This window comes from Streptomyces sp. NBC_01506 (genome assembly GCF_045040295.1).
Taxonomy (GTDB): Bacteria; Actinomycetota; Actinomycetes; order Streptomycetales; family Streptomycetaceae; genus Streptomyces.
Genome location: NZ_CP109422.1, coordinates 2,666,087 through 2,685,999 on the forward strand (window position 1 = coordinate 2,666,087; position 19,913 = coordinate 2,685,999).

The window sequence follows — 19,913 nt, forward strand, 5'->3', positions numbered from 1 at the left end:
CAGGCGGCACTGTGTGACGAGACCCATACACACCGTCACATGGAGCCGACCGTGGTCCGAAGTAGCCACCTCATTCCGCTCGACGTCGAAACGATGCGCACAGCATCGGCCCGGTTACTCGGCGGCAGCGGGGCCACCCCTCCCAGCAGCGAGGAAGTCGCTCTGCTCATCCTCCAGTTGCGCGGTCACCTGAACTTGCTGATGCCCGAGTTGGGACAACGGTTCGGCCAGAGCGGCGACCAGAACAATCCCGTCAGATCTTGTACTCGTACCCGATGGTCAGGCGCTGCGGCAGGCACCATTCGCCGTAGACGATCACGCCGTCGGCGTCGCTCCACTCGTGCGCTCCGGCGAGAATCGGATCGCCGGTGGCGATGCCGAGGTGAGCTGCCTCGCGCTGGTCAGCGGCACGGCCATGCATCGCATCACGGCCGTGCGTCACCGTGCGGCCGGTGGCCGTCTCGATCTGGGCAAACAGATTCGCCCCGGCATTGGGCGCGGTGCTGAGGAGATCAGCTACCAACTCCTCGAAGGCGAGAGGGAACCAGTCCACCTCCAGCGCGAGACGTGCCCGGCCGGAGCCGATCACGTACTCCCTCCGGATGACCCGCATGCCCGGATCTTGATCGAAAAGCTCCGCCACATACAGGGGCGGAACAATCGTGGTGGCGGACAGAACACGCTTCGTCTCGCCCTTGGCCAGGATGCTGCCGGTGCGGCGGACGCGCTCCAGCCGGTCAGCCGGCGCGGTGGTGTTGGTGGGCTCGTCGGCCACGAAGGAACCGCGCTGTGTGGTGACGATCCAGCCCTCCGTCCTCAGCCATCCCATAGCGGCGCGCACGGTCGCGGTAGCCGCGCCGTGCTCCTCGGACATGGCCCGAACAGAGGGCAGTTGGTCACCGGGGCGGAGAGCCCCGTCCCGGATGAGCTGCCGGTAGTGCTCGGCAATTCGGACATTCGGCGTGGTCATGCGAGGAGCATCCCACTCTGAACTAGCTCACCGCAAGGACTTGTATTGGACTAGCTCACTCTCTATTCTCGGGCTATCTCACCTACCAGGAGTGAACGAGGAGTACCTATGAGTGACGTCACGGAGGGGCCGAAGCCCGTCACTGAGGCTGAGGTCCGGAACTTGTACGCCGAATTCCTGAAGCACGTGACCGAATGCTCGACGTGCGGCCGGGGTGAAGGGCACTGCGAAGCTGGCGGCGGCATGCGCGACGCCTGGCGAATCGCGCGGCTCGCGGCGGTGCGCCAATGAGTGTCAGTTCGCGGTGGCGCTTCGTCCGGCGGACGTTGCGCGTGCTCGAAGCAGACGACCAACATCGCACGACCTTCCAGGCCAACGTGGCCGCGCCCGTCGTGGCACGAGCGGAGGGGATCACATGATGTGTGTCAAGGGTGAGCACGAGTTCCCCGAAGAGGATGACGTGGGCGCGTACTGCGTCGTGCACGGCGTCACCCTGCTGTTCCGCGGCGACCCGATCCGCTCCGAGGACCTGCCCCAATCGTCGCCGCGGGACGAGGTGGCACTTCACGCGGTCATGGACCACACGGACAACTGCGGCCTGTGCCACACCCGTACAGACGGCGGGTACTGCCAGGTCGCCGCCGCGCTGGTGCGCGCGGAGAGGGAAACCCGACGATGACGACCCTGGGGTCCGGGGCCACACCGCTCGGCCTCAAGCCTCTGTGCTGGGCGCTCAAGCCGAAGACGCAAATCCGCTGCACCCACCTCGACCCGCACCACGCGGGCGACCACACCAACGCCTACGCCGGCGTCAACGGCGCCACTTGGCCCCGCCGTACACACGAGCGGCGAAAACCCCGATGATCCCCGTCCTTGGCCGTGACTCCGACCAAGAAACCCCGGCCAGGGACGGGTCCACGCACCACCCCTCCTGAAGAAGGGAACGGCACATGACCACGACCGTACAGCGCCGGGCGATCGTCCGGGGCGACGAGGACAACACCGACATCGAAGACAGTGACGGCGGCGGCTCCAACCCCGCCGCCGGCTGCGGCGACAACGACAGCCTCACCCACCGCTGACCCACCAGGACGGCCCGCCCCCGCAACACCCGGGGCGGGCCGGTCCGTCGCGAAAGGACGCTCATGGCACAACCCATGACGGGCACCGGGAGAGTCACCGTCCTCCCACTCCTCCATACCTGGCCGGACCGGTACGGCATCCTCGCGTACACCACCCTCGGGGCCTTCGGACAGACCGCTGTCGTGGGCTACGTCCCTGTCGACGGCGTCCCGGACCTGCCCCTCATGGACATCGCCGCACGCCACCACCCGAGGAAGGTCTACGGCTCCGCCGGTGGACCCGGATTCGCCGAAGCGTGCTGGCTGCTGTGCACCGGCTGGAGCGGACGCGTCATCCGCAAACCCGGCAGCCTTGAACTCAACGACGTGCACTGGTCCTTGGAGCGTGACAGCACCACCGACCTCTTCAAGACCACCTACGGACACGACCGCCTCCACACCGGACGCCTCACCCTCACCAACACCGAACTCATGACCCAGGCACGCGACTTGGCCCTCGCCCGCTGACGACGGTCAGGCGGGGCGGTGGGGGAGCACCGCCCCGCCCGTTCAGGAGCGCACGCCCAGCGGGGGCTCGTACGGGGAGCCCGCGTTCACCGAATCCGGGTCGAACGCGCCCGTCGTCGCGTACCGCGACGCGATCTCCGCCAGTTCGGACGGCGGGATCACGTCCGCGATGTCGGTGAAGCCCTCGGGGGCGCGCGCGTGGGCCAGGTTGATCACGACCTCCGGGCCCTGCCGGCGGTTGGCGTGTTGCAGCTCCGTCATGGCCGGGCGGCGCTGCGTCTCGTACGCCGTCAGGGCCTCGGAGCGGTCGGGGTGCGTCGCCATCGCGTGCGCCAGCGCACGCGCGTCGACGATCGACTGCGTCGCACCGTTCGAGCCGATCGGGTACATCGCGTGGGCCGCGTCGCCGATCAGGGTCGTACGGCCGTGGGTCCAGCGCGCCAGCGGTTCGCGGTCCACCATCGGGTACTCGAAGGCGCGGTCGGCGGCGGCCAGGATCTCGGGGACGCTGATGCCGTCGAACTCCCAGCCCGCGTAGTGGTGCGCGAACTTCGCGACCGGCACCGGCCGGTTCCAGTCGCCGCGCCCGGCGGCGGCGATCTCCGTCGCGGGCATCGCCAGCGCCCAGTTGACCAGGACGTGCCGGTCCCGGCCGACGGAGCCGGGGTGCGTCATCGGGTAGACCACGGCCTTCTGCCGGTCGTCGCCCGCGATGAACATGAACGTGCCCGCGCGGTGCGCCGGGACGCGCGAGACGCCGCGCCACACGAGCATGCCGTTCCACGGCGGCTCGCCCTCGTCGGGGTTCAGCGCGGCGCGGACCGCCGAGCGGATGCCGTCGGCGCCGATCAGTACGTCGGGCTCCAGGGAGGCCCCGCTCCCGCGGCTCCCGCCCCGCACGTCGCGGTGCGCGAGCAGGACGCGCGCGCGGCCGTCCGCCGAGGTCTCCACGCCGCCCACCCGCACCCCGGCGACCACCGCGTCACTGCCGAGCCTTTCGCGTACCGCGTCGGCGAGGACCCGTTGCAGGTCGCCGCGGTGGATGGACAGTTGGGGCCACAGATAGCCGGCCGCCAGGCCGCGCGGCTCGCGGGAGATGAGCCCGCCGGCGCGGTGGTAGTAGCGCAGTTCCGCGGTGCGTACGGAGCACTCGTCCAGTCGGCCGAGCAGCCCGAGCGCGTCGAGTTCGCGTACGGCGTTGGGCATGATGTTCAGCCCGGCGCCGAGAGGCTGGATCTCCCGGACCGCCTCCACGACGGTGATCCGGTCGAAACCGGCGGCGTGCAGGGACAGGGCCGCGGTGAGACCGGCGATGCCGCCGCCCGCGATCATGATGTGGGTCATGGGGTCAATCTCCTCTCGCAGAGCGGTGGGGTGGCGGGCACGGGCGCGGGCGCGGATTTGGGCCCCGACGCGGACGCGGTCATCGGCGCGTGCATGCGCACATTCGCGTGCCGCACCAGCGTCTCGTTGTCCCGCGTCAGATCCAGCACCGACCGCAGCAGCGCGATCGGCGCGCCCCCGCTGCCCGCGTCGTACAGCCGCAGTTCGTCGCTGTACGCCTTGCGCGCGATGCCGATATGTCTCGCGCGGAACGTCTTGAGGATCCGCAGCACCCGCGCCAGCGCCTGCGCCGACGCCTCCAGCACGGGTGGCAGCCGCGGCGTCGACTCCCAACTGATCGCGGCGGACAGCTTGCTGACGGCGGACGTCGAGCCCCGGTGCGCCGCGTGGAAGGCCCGCCACGACGGCAGGCTGTAGCGCACGGACTCGTCGAGGAACGCGTCGTATTCCGGACTGCTCCGGTCGCTCTGCCACAGCGTCAGATCGACCAGCCACAGCGGTACCTGCGCCGCCGCCGGGCCCAGATAGTCGTGGCCGTCGACGTCGACCTCCTCGAAGTACGGGCGCAGCCCGCGCGCGAAGAAGTCCGGCGTGACCTGCGCGACGGTGAAGTCGATGGAGTCGACCATGGCCTGCACGTGCTCGCCCGTACGGTCGAGCGCGTCGGCGAAGCGGGGGTCGTACGGCTCCAGACCCGCCACCTCCGCGCAGGTGTCGAGCGAGGCGACGAGCGCGGGGAAGACCATGCGTACGGCGTCCTGGAGGTGCCCCTCCATCCGCTCGCCGGTGTACATGCGCTGGCGGTCGCCGAGCGGATTCCACGTCGTGTAGTGGTGCACGGTGTCGCGCGGCACCATGTCGGTGCGCCGGCCCAACTCCTGGAGCGCGGGCAGGACTTCGGGGACGGCGGCGAGCGGTTCCACACCGTGCCGTTTGATCGAGCCGAGGAGCAGACCGAGGTCGCGTACGGCGGCGAGCGCGTCGACCACGCCCAGCGAGGCGGTGCGGTCGGGATCGGGGACGAGCGTGCGCAGGGCGACGCTGAGCGCGGGGACGTCGGCGTCCCGGTTCATCGCGGGTACGGCGGCGAGTATCGCGTCGGCGCCCAGTGGATCGGCTGCGCGTATGCCGGCTATGCGGTAGCGCGGTTCACAGCGCGCCTCGATCGCGGGCGCGACAAGGTCGTACAACGTCATGGAAGTGCCCCCCTCGGGCGTGGGTCGGGTGGGTGGTGGGACACGGGACGGGCGGTGTCCCGCCGTCGCGGCCACTGTCGCGCTCGATCACGCGCCCCGACCGGCCGGCGGCCCCTTCGCCCCGTCGCGGCTTCCCCCCTGGCCCTGTCCGGACCTGGACCGTCGACCGGGCCCCGCCCCGCCTGCGCACTCGCTCCTCCTCCTGGTCTACTCCGGGGCGCCGCCGACCCGGTCCTGGTGCGGGGGCGCGGACACAGGCGCGGGGAGCCGTAGCCGGAAGGAGAGCAGCGCGGCGCAGGCGGCGAAGACGGCGCCGACGACGAGGGCGGCCTTGAAGCCGGCGGTCTCGTCGGCGGAGCCGGTCGCGCCGAGCGCGTCGGTACGGGCGGTGGCGACGGCGACGAGGACGGCGAGGCCGAGTACGGAGCCGAACTGCTGGCTGGTGTTGATGAGTCCGGAGGCGAGCCCGGTCTCGCCCGGCGCCGCGTCGGCGGTCGCGGCCACGTTGGTGGTGACCATGACGAGCGGCAGCGCGGCGCCCAGCACGAGGCTGGGCGCGAGGACGGTGGAGAAGAAGGTGCCCTCGGCGGCGAGCGCGAGCGCCAGCCAGAGCATGCCGACGAACAGCAGGGTGAAGCCGAGTGTCATCGTGGCGCGCAGTCCGAGCCGGTGGATGAGGCGGCCGGTCTGCGGGGCGGTGGCGACGACGACGAGGGACAGCGGCAGCAGGCCGAGTCCGCCGATGAGGGGGGTCTGGTCCAGGACGCTCTGGAGATAGAGGCTGACCAGGAAGAACATCGGGAAAAGCGCCATCTGGGCCAGTGCGCTCAGGCAGTTGGCGAGCCGCAGGGCACGGCGGCGCAGGACGGCGGGCGGCACGAGCGGGTGGGCGATTCGTTTCTCCAAGGCGGCGAACGCCGCCAGGAGTACGAGCCCGGCGGCGAACACGCCGAGGGTCCGCGCGCTGGTCCAGCCCGCCTCGCCGGCGCCGACGAGGCCGTACGCCACGAGCCCCAGGCCCGCGGTCGCGGTGAGCGCGCCGCCGATGTCGAAGCCGCGTTCGGCGCTGCGGGTGTTGCCGTCGAGGAGCCGCAGGGCGAGGGCGGCGAGGACGAGCGCGCCGAGGACGTTCAGCCAGAAGGTGGAGCGCCAGCCGAGGAGATCGGTGAGTACGCCTCCGAGTACGGTGCCCAGGACGCCGCCGAGTCCGCCCATCGCGGCGAAGGCGCCGAGAGCCTTGTGGCGGTCGGGGCCGTCGGGGAACAGGTTCAGCAGCAGCGCGAACGCGGCGGCGGCGGCGAGCGCGGCACCGACGCCCTGGACGGCGCGCGCCCCGACAAGCACCTCCACCGAACCGGCGGCCCCGCCGACCGCGGAGGCGGCGCCGAGCACCCCGAGCCCGCCGAGGAACACCCGCCGGTGGCCGAGCAGATCGGCGGCCCGGCCGCCGAGGAGCAGCAGCCCGCCGAAGGTGATCAGGAACGCGTTGGCGACCCAGGACAGACCGGCGGAGCCGGATCCGAGGTCCTTGCCGACGGACGGCAGGGCGACGTTGATGATCGCGGTGTCCATGATGAGCAGCAACTGCGTGGAGGCGAGCAGCGCGAGGCCGGCCTTGGCTCCGCGCCCGGCCGGTCGCGGGCGGGGTCGCGGTCCCGGTCGCTGATCGGATCCCGGCGCCACGGGGCCGGGGGCGCGAAACCCCGGGACGCCGGGAGACTGTGTGCCGGCCCCGTCGCCGGAACGGGCACGGCCGGGTGCCGACTCCTCCGCGCCGAGTGCCGAGGCGCCGGCGGCGGACTCGACCCCGTCCGCCCGCCCGTTCCCGCGTGTGCCGGTCATCTTGAATCCGGCCCCTCGGGCTCACCGCCGAGCGCGTAGCCGTCGATACACGCGCGGGCCAGTCGCTCGCAGGACTCCGTGTCGCCCTCCCATGCCTGCTGCGTCAGATAGACGTGCGGCGCACCGTGGTAGAAGCGTTCGTACTGCTCGTGGCGGGAGGCGAACTCCGAACCGAGCGCGTCCCAGGCCAGTTTCAGCAGTTTGATCCGGCCCTCGGACGAATGACCGGGCGCCCCCATGTACCGCCGTACCAGCGGCCCCAGCTCCGGATGGAGCAAGTCCTCGCCCGACGCGGGCAGTTGGATCACCCCGCCGCCCGCGAGGAGTTTGATCTCCTGTACGGCCTGCGGATACAGCTCGCCCGCCATGATGCGCTGCGCGAAGGAGATGTCCTTGCCGGGCATCACTCCGCCGCGCCCGCCGTCGACCTCTTCGTAACTCGCCTCGGCGGCCAGCACGAACGCCTTCGCCTGGGCAACCTTGCCCAGCAGCTTGCCGATGGCCTGGGTGACGGGGGGCAGTTCGTACGTCCCGTTGGACTTCGTCAGCAGGATCGCTATCCCGGCGAGGAATTCGAGCTTGGTCCAGAAGCGCGTCGCGGCCTGGTGCACGAAGTTCACGTACGCCGGTGTGCGCCACCACATCCCGAAGCTCGCGTCGACGTTCCGGTAGGTGAGGACGTGCTCCCACGGGACGAAGACGTCGTCGCAGACGAGCAGCGCGTCGTTCTCGTCGAACCGCGACGACAGCGGGTTGTCGAAGACGCTGCGCGCCCGGCCCTCGTACGAGACGCGGGAGATGAAGCTGAGCCCCGGTGTGTCGACGGGTATCGAGAAGCAGACGGCGCGCTCCACGTCGCGCGGCGCGAGCGGTTCGATCGTCCCGACGATGACCTCGTTGCCGAAGACCGCCGCCGTGCCGATCATCTTGGCGCCCCGTACGACGATCCCGCCGTCCTTCTCGGCGACCACCCGCACCACCGGATCGTCGTCCGCCGTGCCCCCGCGCGCGTCGAACGGGGTCCTGGCGCCCTGCGGGTTGGTGATCGTGAAGGTCGGGTACAGGTCGCCGTCGGCGAGCCGCCGGTGGTACGCGAGCGCGTTCGCCGCGCCGTCGAAGTTGTCGGTGGTGAAGACACCCGGCAGCGCGGCGAATCCGGCCGCGCCGCCCGCCATGTAGTCCGGCGTACGCCCCAGGAAGCCGAAGCTCGCCTCGGCCCACACCTTGTACGCACGCCGGCGCGCGACCAGATCCTCGTAGCCGCGCGGCACGGCGTACGCCCGGTGCACGCCGTCACGCGTCAGCACCGGTGTGTGCGCGGAGTCGTGCGCCAGGTCGTAGAGCCGGGCGATGGACCCCGCCGTGTTACGGAACGCCGGATGCCGCGTGATGTCCTCGACCCGCTCGCCGTCCAGCCATACCGAACGGCCGTCGCGCAACGACTCCAGATACTCCTGACCCGATCTGGTCAAAACTTCTCCTCATACGGATCAAACGAACCCAACGAACCGAACGGATCGAAACGGATCGAAACGAATCGAACGCGATTGAAACGAATCCTGCGACACCTGCGACTCGCCCGGCACATCGAGCACATGCGGAACGGCCCTCCCACTGACTGAGAGCCTTCCCTGGCGCAAGCGCCGTGAGCAATGAACGACCGTCCAGCGGTCCTTAATAACCGGCCAGACCGCGACCTCGGCGCGCCCTACGCGGCGGGCACCTGACCGCTGCGGTACTCGCCGGGCGTCCTGTCGTACCACTTGCGAAACGCAAGATGAAAACCGACCGCGCTGCGGTAACCGACCCGCTGCGGCACCGCCGACTGCGGCAGCGACGTCTCCCCCAACAGCCGCGCCGCCTCCTGCATCCGACGCCCCGTCAGATGCCGGGCCGGGGCCTCGCCCACGAGTTCGCGAAAGGCGGCGGTGAAGGCCGATCGGGACATGCCGACCTCCCGCGCCAGGGACTCGATCGTCCACGGCTCGGCGAACCGCGTCGCGATGATCACCATCGCCCTGCTGATGCCCGGATGGCTCAGGACCGGCAGCGAGGCCGGATTGTCCGCGATCTCCCGCAGCAGCGGTCGCAGCGCCAGGACCAGCGCCATCTCGAAGGCGCGCAGGGTGATGAGGCGGTCGCCGGGGCCCACGGGGCGCTGCGTCGAGGCGAGCAGCCGCAGTGTGTCGCGCAGCAGCGGTTCGTTGTCCACCTGGGTGCGGTCGAGGACCAGCGCCCACGGCAGCGCCGTGTACAGGCCGGTGGCGGCGCTCGCGTCGTAGTGCAGTCCGGCGCAGAGCAGCCGGCTCTCCGGCCCGCCGCCCTCTATTCTCAGCTCGCCCGAGGTGCCGGGCTGCCGCTCGGGCAGTACGGCCGCGAGCCGCAGCCCGCCGCCCCGGTCCGGCCGGTCGGAGATGCGGTGCGCGGTGCCGGTGGGGAAGACCGCGAGATCGCCTTCGCGAAGCTCCACCGGCGTCTGGCCCTCACCGCTGATCCAGCAGCAGCCCTCGACGATGTAGTGGAGGATCGCGCAGCTCTGCTCGGCGTCGCCCTCGATGGCCCACGGCGCGCTGACGTGCCAACGACTGTCGAAGACCCCCGTGAGCCTCAGCGGCTTCAGCAGCTCGCTCAGGAGATCGTCACTCTCGGTCTTGATGGGCTCCATCGGTTCCATGGACGATCCTTCAACCCCCGCCCCGGTTTGTTAATTGATCGGCCGAAGCCGACGCCGCCAGCCTTGTGAAAGAGCCGTCATAGACAGCAGACACACCCTATCGAAGGGCCTTCAGACACATGTCCGATCAGATTCCGATGCGCGTCGCCGTCGTGGGGGCGACCGGGTTCCAGGGCGGTGCCGTGGCCCGTCTGCTGGCCGAGCGCGGACAGCGGGTCCGTACGCTCACCCGCACCGCCGAGGCGGACCGGCCGCCGCTCCCCGGCACCTCGTTCGTGGCTGGTGACCTGGCCGATCCCGCCGATGTGGGGCGGCTGATGGAGGGCGCGACGCACGCCTGCGTGGTGATGCCGCTGGTGTACGGGACGGAGCAGGTGCGGCGCTACGCCCGTAATGTCGCCACGGCGGCGCGCGAGGCCGGAATCCAGCGCCTCGTCTACAACGCCAACACGCGTATCCCGGCGGAGTCGACGAATGTCGCCGCCTTCGAGACGCGCCGGATCGCCGAGGAGGAACTGCGGGCGAGCGGTGTGCCGTTGGTGGTGCTGAGGCCGCCGGTCTATCTGGACAACCTGTTCAGCCCGTGGAACGGTCCGGCGCTCGTCACCGAGGGCGTGCTGGCCTACCCGCTGCCCGGCGACACCCCCGCCGCCTGGATCTCGCACCGCGATCTCGCGGAGGCGGTCTTCGCGGCGCTCACCGCGGACGGTGTGGTGGGCGAGACCTTCGACATCGGCGGGAGCGAGTCGCTGACCGGCGACGAGCTGGCCTCGGCGTTCACCACCGGGCTCGGCCGTGAGGTGCGGTATCTGCCGCTGCCGCCGTCGGTGTTCGAGCAGGCGCTGTCCCAGGTCGCCGGGGCCGACGCGGCGGCCGGGGTCGCGGGCATCTACCACTACATGGCGACGGGCACCGACCCGCTGCTGATGGCGGGCGACAACTGCCGGGCGGCGGACGCGCTCGCCGTGAAACCGGCGCCGGTGGACGAGTGGGTGACGCGCCAGCCGTGGCAGGTCTGGTCGGCGGAGACGAGCTGACTCCCCCACCGGCGGAACCCGACCCCGCCCCGTTCTCGCGGAAGCCGCCCCGGCGGCCCGCGAGGGCGGGGCGTTCACGTGTCCGGATCCGGCCGGTCGCGGCCACGCCCCGAGAGTTGCCCAGGTCTTAACGGGGCGGCGGATTGTGGACCCGAGCATCGTGGGAAGGCTCATCCGGTACGTACGGCAAGCACGCTCGTTTCACCCGATTCCACCGCTATTGGAGTGAACGCGGACAGGAGCGGCCATGCGCGCAGCCCGCCAGTCACCGACAGAGCAGCTACAAATAACATCAAAGAGTAAATACCCCCAAAAGCCCCTCGAATCGTTCGGCCCGCCCTGCCTGCCACGCCCGCTCAGCCCTCAGGTGATCTCATGATCGGTCGCATTCCCGTCCTGGACGTACGCCCCCTCGTCAACTGCGGCAAACGCCCCGCCAAGGCGGTGAGCGGCGAGACGTTCCAGGTCACCGCGACCGTCTTCCGCGAGGGCCACGACGCGGTCGGTGCCAACGTCGTCCTGCGCGGCCCGGACGGCCGGCCCGGCCCCTGGACCCCCATGCGTGAGCTGGCCCCCGGCACCGACCGCTGGGGCGCCGACGTCACACCGACGTCCGAAGGCCACTGGACCTACAAGGTGGAGGCGTGGAGCGATCCGCTCGCCACCTGGCGCCACACCGCCCAGATCAAGATCCCCGCCGGGATCGACACGGCGCTGGTCCTGGCCGAGGGCGCCGCGCTCTACGAGCGGGCGGCGGCCGGCGTCCCCAAACGCGACGGCCGCGAGGCGGTCCTGGCCGCCGTCGACGCCCTGCGCGACCAGCGCCGCCCGGCCGCCGCCCGGCTCGCCGCCGCCCTCACCCCGGAGGCCGACGACGCCCTGGCGCGCCACCCGCTGCGCGAGCTCGTCTCGTCGGCCAAGCCGGTCAAGCTGCTGGTGGAGCGCGAGAGGGCGCTGTACGGCTCCTGGTACGAGCTGTTCCCGCGCTCCGAGGGGGCCGTCGTCGCCGAAGGAAAGCCACCGGTCAGCGGCACGTTCAGGACGGCCGCCGAGCGGCTGCCCGCCGTCGCCGCGATGGGCTTCGACGTCGTCTATCTGCCGCCGGTCCACCCCATCGGCACGGCGCACCGCAAGGGCCCGGACAACACGCTCTCCGCCGGCCCGCACGACGTCGGCGTCCCGTGGGCCATCGGCTCGGCGGACGGCGGCCACGACGCGATCCACCCCGACCTCGGCACGATCGAGGACTTCGACGCCTTCGTGGCGAAGGCCGCCTCGCTGCGCATGGAGATCGCGCTGGACTTCGCCCTCCAGTGCTCCCCCGACCACCCCTGGGTCAAGGAACACCCGCAGTGGTTCCACCACCGCGCGGACGGCACGATCGCGTACGCCGAGAATCCGCCCAAGAAGTACCAGGACATCTACCCGATCGCCTTCGACCGCGACATGGACGGCCTGGTCGCGGAGACGCTGCGGGTGCTGCGGTACTGGATGGACCACGGCGTGCGGATCTTCCGCGTCGACAATCCGCACACCAAGCCGGTGGTGTTCTGGGAGCGGGTGATCGCCGACATCAACGCGAGCGACCCCGATGTGATCTTCCTGGCCGAGGCGTTCACCCGGCCGGCGATGATGCACACGCTGGGCGCGATCGGCTTCCAGCAGTCGTACACGTACTTCACCTGGCGTACCACCAAGCAGGAACTGACGGACTACCTCACCGAGCTGTCGGGCGAGGCCGCCTCGTACATGCGCCCGAATTTCTTCGTCAATACGCCCGACATCCTGCACGCCTATCTTCAGAACGGCGGCCGTCCGGCATTCGAGGTACGCGCGGTACTCGCCGCGACGATGGTGCCGTCCTGGGGCGTCTACGCAGGGTATGAACTCATGGAGAACGCCCCGGTGAAAGCCGGGAGCGAGGAGTACCTGCATTCGGAGAAGTACGAGCTGCGCCCCCGCAACTGGGAATCGGCGGAGCGAGAGGGACGCACCATCGCCCCGCTCATCACCGCGCTCAACCGGATCAGACGCCGGCACCCCGCGCTGCGGCAGTTGCGCGACATCCACTTCCACCACACCGACAACGACGCGGTCATCGCATACAGCAAGCGGTCGGGCACAGACACGGGCACGGGATCGGGATCGGGCACGGACGCGGGATCGGGTTCCGGCCCGGATGTCGTGCTGATCGTCGTGAACCTCGACCCTCACCACACCCAGGAGGCAACGGTCTCGTTGGACATGCCGCGGCTCGGCCTCGACTGGCACGAGACCGCCCCGGTGCGCGACGAGCTCACCGGAGAGATCTACCACTGGGGCAGGGCCAACTACGTGCGCCTGGAGCCGGGTGTCACACCCGCGCACATCGTCGTTCTGCGACCGTCCCCGCCGATCGGAGGGTCACCCACAACATGATCATCAATGAGCCCGTCCACGACACGTTCGAGGACACTCCCGCGAAGGACCGTGACCCCGACTGGTTCAAACGAGCCGTCTTCTACGAAGTCCTGGTGCGCTCGTTCCAGGACAGCAACGGCGACGGCGTCGGAGATCTGAAAGGCATCACCGCCAAACTGGACTATCTCCAGTGGCTCGGTGTCGACTGTCTCTGGCTGCCGCCGTTCTTCAAGTCCCCACTGAGAGACGGCGGTTACGACGTCTCCGACTACACCGCCGTACTCCCCGAGTTCGGCGACCTCGCCGACTTCGTGGAGTTCGTCGACGCCGCCCACCAACGCGGCATGCGCGTGATCATCGACTTCGTCATGAATCACACCAGCGACCAGCACGACTGGTTCCAGGAGTCCCGCAAGGACCCCGACGGGCCGTACGGCGACTACTACGTCTGGGCCGACGACGACAAGCAGTTCCCGGAAGCGCGGATCATCTTCGTCGACACCGAGACGTCCAACTGGACCTTCGACCCGGTCCGCAAGCAGTACTACTGGCACCGCTTCTTCTCCCACCAGCCGGACCTCAACTACGAGAACCCGGCCGTGCGCGAGGAGATCATCTCGGCGCTGCGCTTCTGGCTGGACCTGGGCATCGACGGCTTCCGTCTCGACGCCGTGCCGTACCTCTACCAGGAGGAGGGCACCGACTGCGAGAATCTCCCCGCCACCCACGCGCTGCTGCGCGAGGTCCGCGAGATCTGCGACACGCACTATCCGGACACGGTGCTGCTCGCCGAGGCCAACCAGTGGCCGGAGGACGTGGTCGACTACTTCGGCGACTACGCCAAGGGCGGCGACGAGTGCCACATGGCGTTCCACTTCCCGGTGATGCCGCGCATCTTCATGGCCGTACGGCGCGAGTCGCGCTATCCCGTCTCGGAGATCCTGTCCAAGACCCCGGCGATCCCGACCGGCTGCCAGTGGGGCATCTTCCTGCGCAACCACGACGAGCTGACGCTCGAGATGGTCACGGACGAAGAGCGCGACTACATGTACGCGGAGTACGCCAAGGATCCGCGGATGCGCGCCAACATCGGCATCCGGCGCCGCCTCGCCTCGCTGCTGGACAACGACCGCAACCAGATCGAGCTGTTCACCGCTCTGCTGCTGTCGCTGCCCGGCTCCCCGATCCTCTACTACGGGGACGAGATCGGGATGGGCGACAACATCTGGCTCGGCGACCGCGACGCCGTACGGACCCCGATGCAGTGGACGCCGGACCGCAACGCGGGCTTCTCCTCCTGCGACCCCGGGCGGCTCTACCTCCCGACGATCATGGACCCGGTCTACGGCTACCAGGTGACGAACGTCGAGGCCGCGATGGCGTCGCCGTCGTCGCTGCTGCACTGGACGCGCCGGATGATCGAGATCCGTAAGTCGAACCCGGCCTTCGGGCTCGGCTCGTACACGGAACTGCCGTCGACCAACCCGGCGGTGCTCGCGTTCCTGCGCGAGGCGCCCTCGCAGGACGGCAACGGCGACGACCTGGTGCTGTGCGTGCACAACTTCTCGCGCTTCGCGCAGCCCACCGAGCTGGATCTGCGCGCGTTCAGCGGGCGCCATCCGGTGGAACTGATCGGCGGGGTGCGCTTCCCGGCGATCGGCGACTGGCCCTATCTGCTGACGCTGGCGGGCCACGGCTTCTACTGGTTCCGGCTCAGGCAGGACCCCGCGCCCGGCTGACGGCCAGGCGTTCGAGGGCCGGTGGAAATCGACCGGCCAGAACGCGAGTGCGAGGCGGTCGGTTACCACCGCCTCGCACGGGGCACCATCCCCGACATCGAGTCCGTCGTTACGAACCGATTCACGGTCCGGGCGGACTCCCCGCGCCGGGCGGGCTTTCGGTCCGTACGGACCATCCTCACCCGACACGTCCCGCACAGCCGGACTCCGTTGCCGCAATCCGGGACACTCTGCGCATCCTGTGGTGTGCCCGGGGAAAGGACGCGATGCCATGTCGAAGGCTGCATCCACCCGGAGCTCACCAAGCCCCGGTGGGGCGCTCCCGCCCGCCGGAGCCGGGAGACTGGTCGAATCGCTCGCGCCGCTGCTGCACGAGTGGCTGCCGCGACAGCGCTGGTTCGCGGGCAAGGGCCGGCCGATCACGGGCTTCTCGGCGGTGGCCGCCACCGAACTGCTGCCGCCCGGCGCTCCGGGCGCTCCCGGCGCCGATCCCGGCCTGCTGCATCTGCTGGTACGCGTCGAACAGCGCTCCACCCCCGACCTGGACGCGCCACCGGTCCCCGTCGCCCCCACCGACGACTGCTACCAGTTGCTGCTGGGCGTACGGTCCGCCCTGCCGCCGGGCCTCGCCGCCGCCCGCGTCGGCGTCGTCGGCACGGGGCCGCTGGCCGGCCGGACCGTCTACGAGGCGCTGCACGATCCGCACCTGACCGATCTGCTGCTGGAGCATCTGCGCTCCCCCGGCGCCCTGGGGCCGCTGCGCTTCGACCGGGCCGTCGAGATCCCGGCCGGGCTCGTGCCTCGGCTGCTCGGCGCGGAGCAGTCGAACTCCTCGCTCGTCTACGGCGAGGAGTACATCCTCAAGATCCTGCGCCGGGTCTTCCCCGGCGCCAACCCCGATCTGGAGCTGCCGCTCGCCCTCGCCCGACAGGGCTGCCGGCGGGTGCCGTCGCCGGTCGCCTGGTTCGAGGCCGTGGGCGCGGACATGGGCGGCGGGGCCGGCCGGGAACCCCTGACGCTCGGGGTGCTCCAGCCGTTCCTCCAGGACTCCGAGGACGGCTGGCAGCTCGCCCTGCGCGCGCTGGCCGACGGCCGTGGCTTCACCGACGAGGCGCGTGCGCTGGGACGGGCCACCGCCGAGGTGCACCTCGCGCTCGCCGCCGCGCTGCCGACCGTGTCGCTCGGGCCGCGCCAGACGGCTCAGTTGGCCGGGGCCATGTCCGGGCGCCTGGACGCCACCGCGCAGGCGGTGCCCGCGCTGCTGCCGTACGTCGCGGGGCTGCGTACCGCCTTCGACGCGCTGGCGCGGTCCGGCAGCGGGCGGGATCTCGATACGCGGGCGCAGCGTGTGCACGGCGATCTGCATCTCGGCCAGACGCTGCGGACACCGGACGGCGAGTGGTCCCTGATCGACTTCGAGGGCGAACCGGCCCGGCCCCTCACCGAACGCCGCCGCCCGCAGCCCGCGGTGCGCGACGTGGCGGGCATGCTCCGCTCCTTCGACTACGCCGCGCGCTCCCACCTTCCCTGGAACCCCGACTGGGCGGAGCGCTCCCGCTCCGCGTACTGCGACGGCTACGCCGAGGCGACGGGCACCGACCCGCGTGAGGACGCGGCGCTGCTGCGGGCCTACGAGACGGACAAGGCGGTGTACGAGGTGCTGTACGAGGCCCGCAACCGCCCCGACTGGCTGCCCGTCCCGATGGCGGCGATCCACCGGCTGGCCGGCCACCGCCCCTGACACCGATCACGCGGCGCCGATCGCGCGAGACGAACCGCCGCCACCGTTGACCGGTGGGCCGCCCCTCGGCCCACCGGCCCCCAGACCCCCGTCACCCGCACCGAGGAGGCAGCCCCCGTGACCGCCCGCCCGCCGTCCGAGAACCCGTCAGAGCCGCAGCCCCAAGCCCAGCCCGAGTCCCGGCCGCAGCCCCAGCTCCCCGCCGACGGCGTACCGGCCCCCGCCGGTGAACGCCGTAAGCGCGAGAAGGGGGGCAAGCCGACCGGCAAGGCGACCGGCAAGTCCGCGAAGGCGCCGAAGCCCGCGAAGCCGCCGAAGGCCGCTGCGACGGTGCCGGAGACGGCCGCCGCCGGTACGCCCTCGAAGCCGCGCCAGCCGCGCCAGTCGCGCCAGTCGCGCCAGGAGACCGGTGGCCATGTCGTACGGCCGGCGCCGCCGCTCGCGGAGTCCGACCGGCACCGGCTGCTCGGCGGCGCGCACCACGATCCGCACGCCGTGCTCGGCGCCCGCACCGGCAAGGGCGGCGTCGTGCTGCGGGTGCTGCGCCCGTACGCGAAGGGCGTGACCGTCGTCGCGAAGGGGCTGCGGGCCCAACTGCACGACGACGGCGAGGGGTTGTTCTCCGGTGTCCTGCCGTGGCGCGAGGTCCCCGAGTACTCCCTGCTGGTGCGTTACGGGCCCACGGCCGAGGAGGGCGGCAGCACCGCCGAAGAGACGGACGAGCTTCAGGTGCAGGACCCGTACCGCTTCCTGCCGACCCTCGGCGACCTCGATCTGCATCTCATCGGCGAGGGCCGGCACGAGGAGCTGTGGAAGGTGCTCGGCGCGCACCCGATGGTCCACCAGGGCGTCACGGGCACCCGCTTCACCGTCTGGGCGCCGAACGCGCGGGGCGTGCGGATCGCCGGTGACTTCAACTTCTGGGACGGCACGGTCTATCCGATGCGCTCGCTCGGCTCGACCGGTGTGTGGGAGCTGTTCGTGCCCGGCGTCGGCGAGGGGGCGCTCTACAAGTTCGACATCACCCGGCCCGACGGGACGCACACGCTGCGCGCCGACCCGATGGCGCGGCGCACCGAGGTGCCGCCGTCGACGGCGTCGATCGTCACCCAGTCGCACCACGTCTGGCACGACGAACAGTGGCTGGCGCACCGCGCCGACCTGCCGGTGCACGAGGCGCCGATGTCCGTGTACGAGGTCCATCTCGGCTCCTGGCGACCGGGCCTGACGTACCGTCAACTCGCGCTCCAACTCCCGTCGTACGTCAAGGATCTGGGCTTCACCCATGTCGAGCTGATGCCGGTCGCCGAGCATCCCTTCGGCGGCTCCTGGGGCTACCAGGTCACCGGCTTCTACGCCCCCACCTCCCGCATGGGCACGCCCGACGACTTCCGCTTCCTGGTGGACACGCTGCACCGGGCGGGCATCGGCGTCATCGTGGACTGGGTGCCGGCGCACTTCCCGAAGGACGAGTGGGCGCTCGCCCAGTTCGACGGCAGGCCGCTGTACGAGCACTCGGACCCGTCACGCGCCGAGCATCCCGACTGGGGCACGCTGGAGTTCGACTTCGGCCGCACCGAGGTGCGCAACTTCCTTGTCGCCAACGCCGTTTACTGGTGCGAGGAGTTCCATATCGACGGTCTGCGGGTCGACGCGGTCGCGTCCATGCTCTACCTGGACTACTCCCGCGAGGCCGGCGAGTGGACGCCGAACGAACACGGGGGCCGGGAGAATCTGGACGCCGTCGCCTTCCTCCAGGAGATGAACGCGACCGTCTACCGCCGCTGCCCCGGTGTCGTCACGATCGCCGAGGAGTCCACGGCCTGGGACGGCGTCACCCGCGCCACGCACCACATCGGCCCCGGCGGCTTCGGCGGTCTGGGCTTCGGTCTGAAGTGGAACATGGGCTGGATGCACGACTCCCTGGACTACGTCTCCAAGGAGCCGGTGCACCGCAAGTACCACCACAGCGAGATGACGTTCTCGATGGTGTACGCGTACAGCGAGAACTACGTCCTGCCGATCTCGCACGACGAAGTCGTCCACGGCAAGCGGTCGTTGGTCTCCAAGATGCCCGGTGACTGGTGGCAGCAGCGGGCCAACCACCGGGCGTACCTCGGCTACATGTGGGCGCATCCGGGCAAGCAACTGCTGTTCATGGGGCAGGAGTTCGCCCAGGGCGCGGAGTGGTCGGAGGGCCACGGCCCGGACTGGTGGCTGCTGGACCCGTCGTACGCGGCGGAGGCCGACCACCGCGGCGTACGGGACCTGGTGCGCGATCTGAACGTGGTCTACGGCCGGACCCCGGCGCTGTGGCAGCGCGACACCGTCCCCGAGGGTTTCTCGTGGGTGGAGGGGGACGCCGGGGAGGACAACGTGTTCGCGTTCCTGCGCTTCGACGCGCGGGACGCGCCGCTGCTCGTCGTCTCCAACTTCTCGCCGGTGGTACGGCACCAGTACCGCATCGGTGTCCCGGAGGGCATCGAGGGCTGGACGGAGGCGATCAACACCGACGCGGGGCGCTACGGCGGCGGGGACGTGTTCAACATGGACACCCTCAAGCCGGAGCCGGTCCCCACGCACGGCCGCCCGGCGAGCGTCCAACTGACGCTGCCCCCGCTGGCGACGCTGTGGCTGAAGCCGGTCTGAGCACACTGCCGGGCGGGCCGCGTGTGCGGCCCGCCCGGACACGGCCTAAGGGGTGGGCCGCCCGCCCGCGCCCATGTGGTGCGCCTCGTGCTGCCAGTCGGCCCGTGGCTGTGTGTGCAGCCGCCAGTAGTGGTCCGCGATGTCGTCCGGGTCGAAGTCCGTACCGGCCGCGACGGGACCGTGGACGGTGACGCTCGCGACGTGCACGCCCGCGGCGCCGTAGGTCTGGTCGAGCAGGGTGACCAGGGTCCGTACGCCCGCCTTGCCGAGCGACAGGCTCACGTACCGGGGCTTCGGCTCGGGCATGCCTCCGGTGATCAGGATCGTGCCGGCGCCGCGCCGCGCCATCGCGGGCGCGACGTGGGCGGCGGCGGTGAGCGCGCCGCCCACGTTGACCGCCCAGGCGTCGAACTGCTCGCGCAGGGAGAGTTCCCCCACCGTGTCGGCGCGGATGAGCGCCGCGTTGTAGACGACGACGTCCGGCGGGCCGAGTTCACCGGCCGCCTTGTCGAGGGCCGTGCGCAGGGCGGTCTCGTCCGTGCTGTCGGCCGCCTGCGTGACGACGCGCACGCCGGTGTCCGCGATCGCGCCGGCCGCCGCGCGCAGGGTCTCCTCCCGGCGCGCGACCAGCGCGACGGGCAGCCCCTCACGGGCGAAGCGCCGCGCCACCGCGCGGCCTGTCCCCGGCCCTACTCCGATGATCACCGCTCCGGACACGGCTGCCCCTTTTCC

General features: G+C 70.9%; 17 protein-coding genes and 1 pseudogene. 11 read left to right on the plus strand and 7 right to left on the minus strand.

Annotation, left to right across the window (positions count from 1 at the left end; translation table 11 throughout):
• Positions 1-93: 93 nt before the first annotated feature.
• A pseudogene (locus tag OG329_RS11250) lies at positions 94-201 on the plus strand (hypothetical protein); the annotation flags it as partial.
• Positions 202-253: 52 nt separating this feature from the next.
• Here OG329_RS11250 and OG329_RS11255 read toward each other — a convergent pair.
• Positions 254-970, minus strand: a complete 717-nt coding sequence (locus tag OG329_RS11255; RefSeq protein WP_405794553.1) for a GntR family transcriptional regulator — start codon at positions 968-970, stop codon at positions 254-256.
• Positions 971-1,078: 108 nt separating this feature from the next.
• Between OG329_RS11255 and OG329_RS11260 the strand changes: the two genes are divergently transcribed.
• From OG329_RS11260 to OG329_RS11280, 5 genes are all read left to right on the plus strand, one after another.
• Complete coding sequence (locus OG329_RS11260) at positions 1,079-1,261, plus strand: hypothetical protein (RefSeq protein ID WP_405794555.1); 183 nt, start codon at positions 1,079-1,081, stop codon at positions 1,259-1,261.
• 124 nt (positions 1,262-1,385) lie between these two features.
• Positions 1,386-1,649 (plus strand): hypothetical protein, encoded by a 264-nt coding sequence (locus OG329_RS11265; RefSeq protein WP_405794556.1) that lies wholly within the window; start codon positions 1,386-1,388, stop codon positions 1,647-1,649.
• Positions 1,646-1,834 carry a hypothetical protein gene (locus OG329_RS11270; protein WP_405794558.1) on the plus strand — a complete coding sequence of 63 codons (189 nt, stop codon included), beginning with the start codon at positions 1,646-1,648 and terminating at the stop codon, positions 1,832-1,834. Before OG329_RS11265 ends, OG329_RS11270 begins: the two co-directional genes overlap by 4 nt.
• Before the next feature lie 86 nt (positions 1,835-1,920).
• On the plus strand, positions 1,921-2,052 hold the full coding sequence (locus tag OG329_RS11275) for a hypothetical protein (RefSeq protein WP_405794559.1): 132 nt from the start codon (positions 1,921-1,923) through the stop codon (positions 2,050-2,052).
• A 63-nt stretch (positions 2,053-2,115) separates the two neighbouring features.
• Positions 2,116-2,559, plus strand: a complete 444-nt coding sequence (locus OG329_RS11280; protein ID WP_405794561.1) for a hypothetical protein — start codon at positions 2,116-2,118, stop codon at positions 2,557-2,559.
• A gap of 42 nt (positions 2,560-2,601) precedes the next feature.
• Here OG329_RS11280 and OG329_RS11285 read toward each other — a convergent pair whose 3' ends face one another.
• From OG329_RS11285 to OG329_RS11305, 5 genes are all read right to left on the minus strand, one after another.
• Complete coding sequence (locus OG329_RS11285; RefSeq protein WP_405794562.1) at positions 2,602-3,903, minus strand: flavin-dependent oxidoreductase; 1,302 nt, start codon at positions 3,901-3,903, stop codon at positions 2,602-2,604.
• On the minus strand, positions 3,900-5,099 hold the full coding sequence (locus OG329_RS11290; RefSeq protein ID WP_405794563.1) for a monodechloroaminopyrrolnitrin synthase PrnB family protein: 1,200 nt from the start codon (positions 5,097-5,099) through the stop codon (positions 3,900-3,902). The genes OG329_RS11285 and OG329_RS11290 overlap by 4 nt, the downstream gene beginning before the upstream one ends.
• 207 nt (positions 5,100-5,306) lie before the next feature.
• Positions 5,307-6,941: an MFS transporter gene (locus OG329_RS11295; protein WP_405794564.1), complete on the minus strand. Its 1,635-nt coding sequence runs from the start codon at positions 6,939-6,941 to the stop codon at positions 5,307-5,309.
• Positions 6,938-8,413, minus strand: a complete 1,476-nt coding sequence (locus OG329_RS11300; protein ID WP_405794565.1) for a 4-hydroxyphenylacetate 3-hydroxylase family protein — start codon at positions 8,411-8,413, stop codon at positions 6,938-6,940. The genes OG329_RS11295 and OG329_RS11300 overlap by 4 nt, the downstream gene beginning before the upstream one ends.
• Before the next feature lie 236 nt (positions 8,414-8,649).
• Positions 8,650-9,615: an AraC family transcriptional regulator gene (locus OG329_RS11305; protein ID WP_405794566.1), complete on the minus strand. Its 966-nt coding sequence runs from the start codon at positions 9,613-9,615 to the stop codon at positions 8,650-8,652.
• A gap of 119 nt (positions 9,616-9,734) precedes the next feature.
• Between OG329_RS11305 and OG329_RS11310 the strand changes: the two genes are divergently transcribed.
• The 5 genes from OG329_RS11310 to glgB all read left to right on the plus strand — a co-directional run bounded on the left by OG329_RS11310 (position 9,735) and on the right by glgB (position 19,181).
• Positions 9,735-10,652 carry an SDR family oxidoreductase gene (locus OG329_RS11310; RefSeq protein WP_405794567.1) on the plus strand — a complete coding sequence of 306 codons (918 nt, stop codon included), beginning with the start codon at positions 9,735-9,737 and terminating at the stop codon, positions 10,650-10,652.
• Positions 10,653-11,027: 375 nt separating this feature from the next.
• Positions 11,028-13,070 (plus strand): alpha-1,4-glucan--maltose-1-phosphate maltosyltransferase, encoded by a 2,043-nt coding sequence (locus OG329_RS11315; RefSeq protein WP_405794569.1) that lies wholly within the window; start codon positions 11,028-11,030, stop codon positions 13,068-13,070.
• The gene (gene treS / locus OG329_RS11320; RefSeq protein WP_405794570.1) at positions 13,067-14,791 is read left to right on the plus strand and encodes a maltose alpha-D-glucosyltransferase; all 1,725 of its coding nucleotides are present in this window, start codon (positions 13,067-13,069) and stop codon (positions 14,789-14,791) included. The genes OG329_RS11315 and treS overlap by 4 nt, the downstream gene beginning before the upstream one ends.
• 271 nt (positions 14,792-15,062) lie before the next feature.
• Positions 15,063-16,532: a maltokinase N-terminal cap-like domain-containing protein gene (locus OG329_RS11325; protein WP_405794572.1), complete on the plus strand. Its 1,470-nt coding sequence runs from the start codon at positions 15,063-15,065 to the stop codon at positions 16,530-16,532.
• 117 nt (positions 16,533-16,649) lie between these two features.
• Positions 16,650-19,181, plus strand: coding sequence for a 1,4-alpha-glucan branching enzyme (gene glgB / locus OG329_RS11330; RefSeq protein WP_405794573.1), 2,532 nt, complete (start codon positions 16,650-16,652; stop codon positions 19,179-19,181).
• A gap of 45 nt (positions 19,182-19,226) precedes the next feature.
• On the opposite strand, the gene OG329_RS11335 is transcribed toward glgB, so the two are convergent.
• Positions 19,227-19,898 carry an SDR family NAD(P)-dependent oxidoreductase gene (locus OG329_RS11335; protein ID WP_405794575.1) on the minus strand — a complete coding sequence of 224 codons (672 nt, stop codon included), beginning with the start codon at positions 19,896-19,898 and terminating at the stop codon, positions 19,227-19,229.
• Positions 19,899-19,913: the final 15 nt, after the last annotated feature.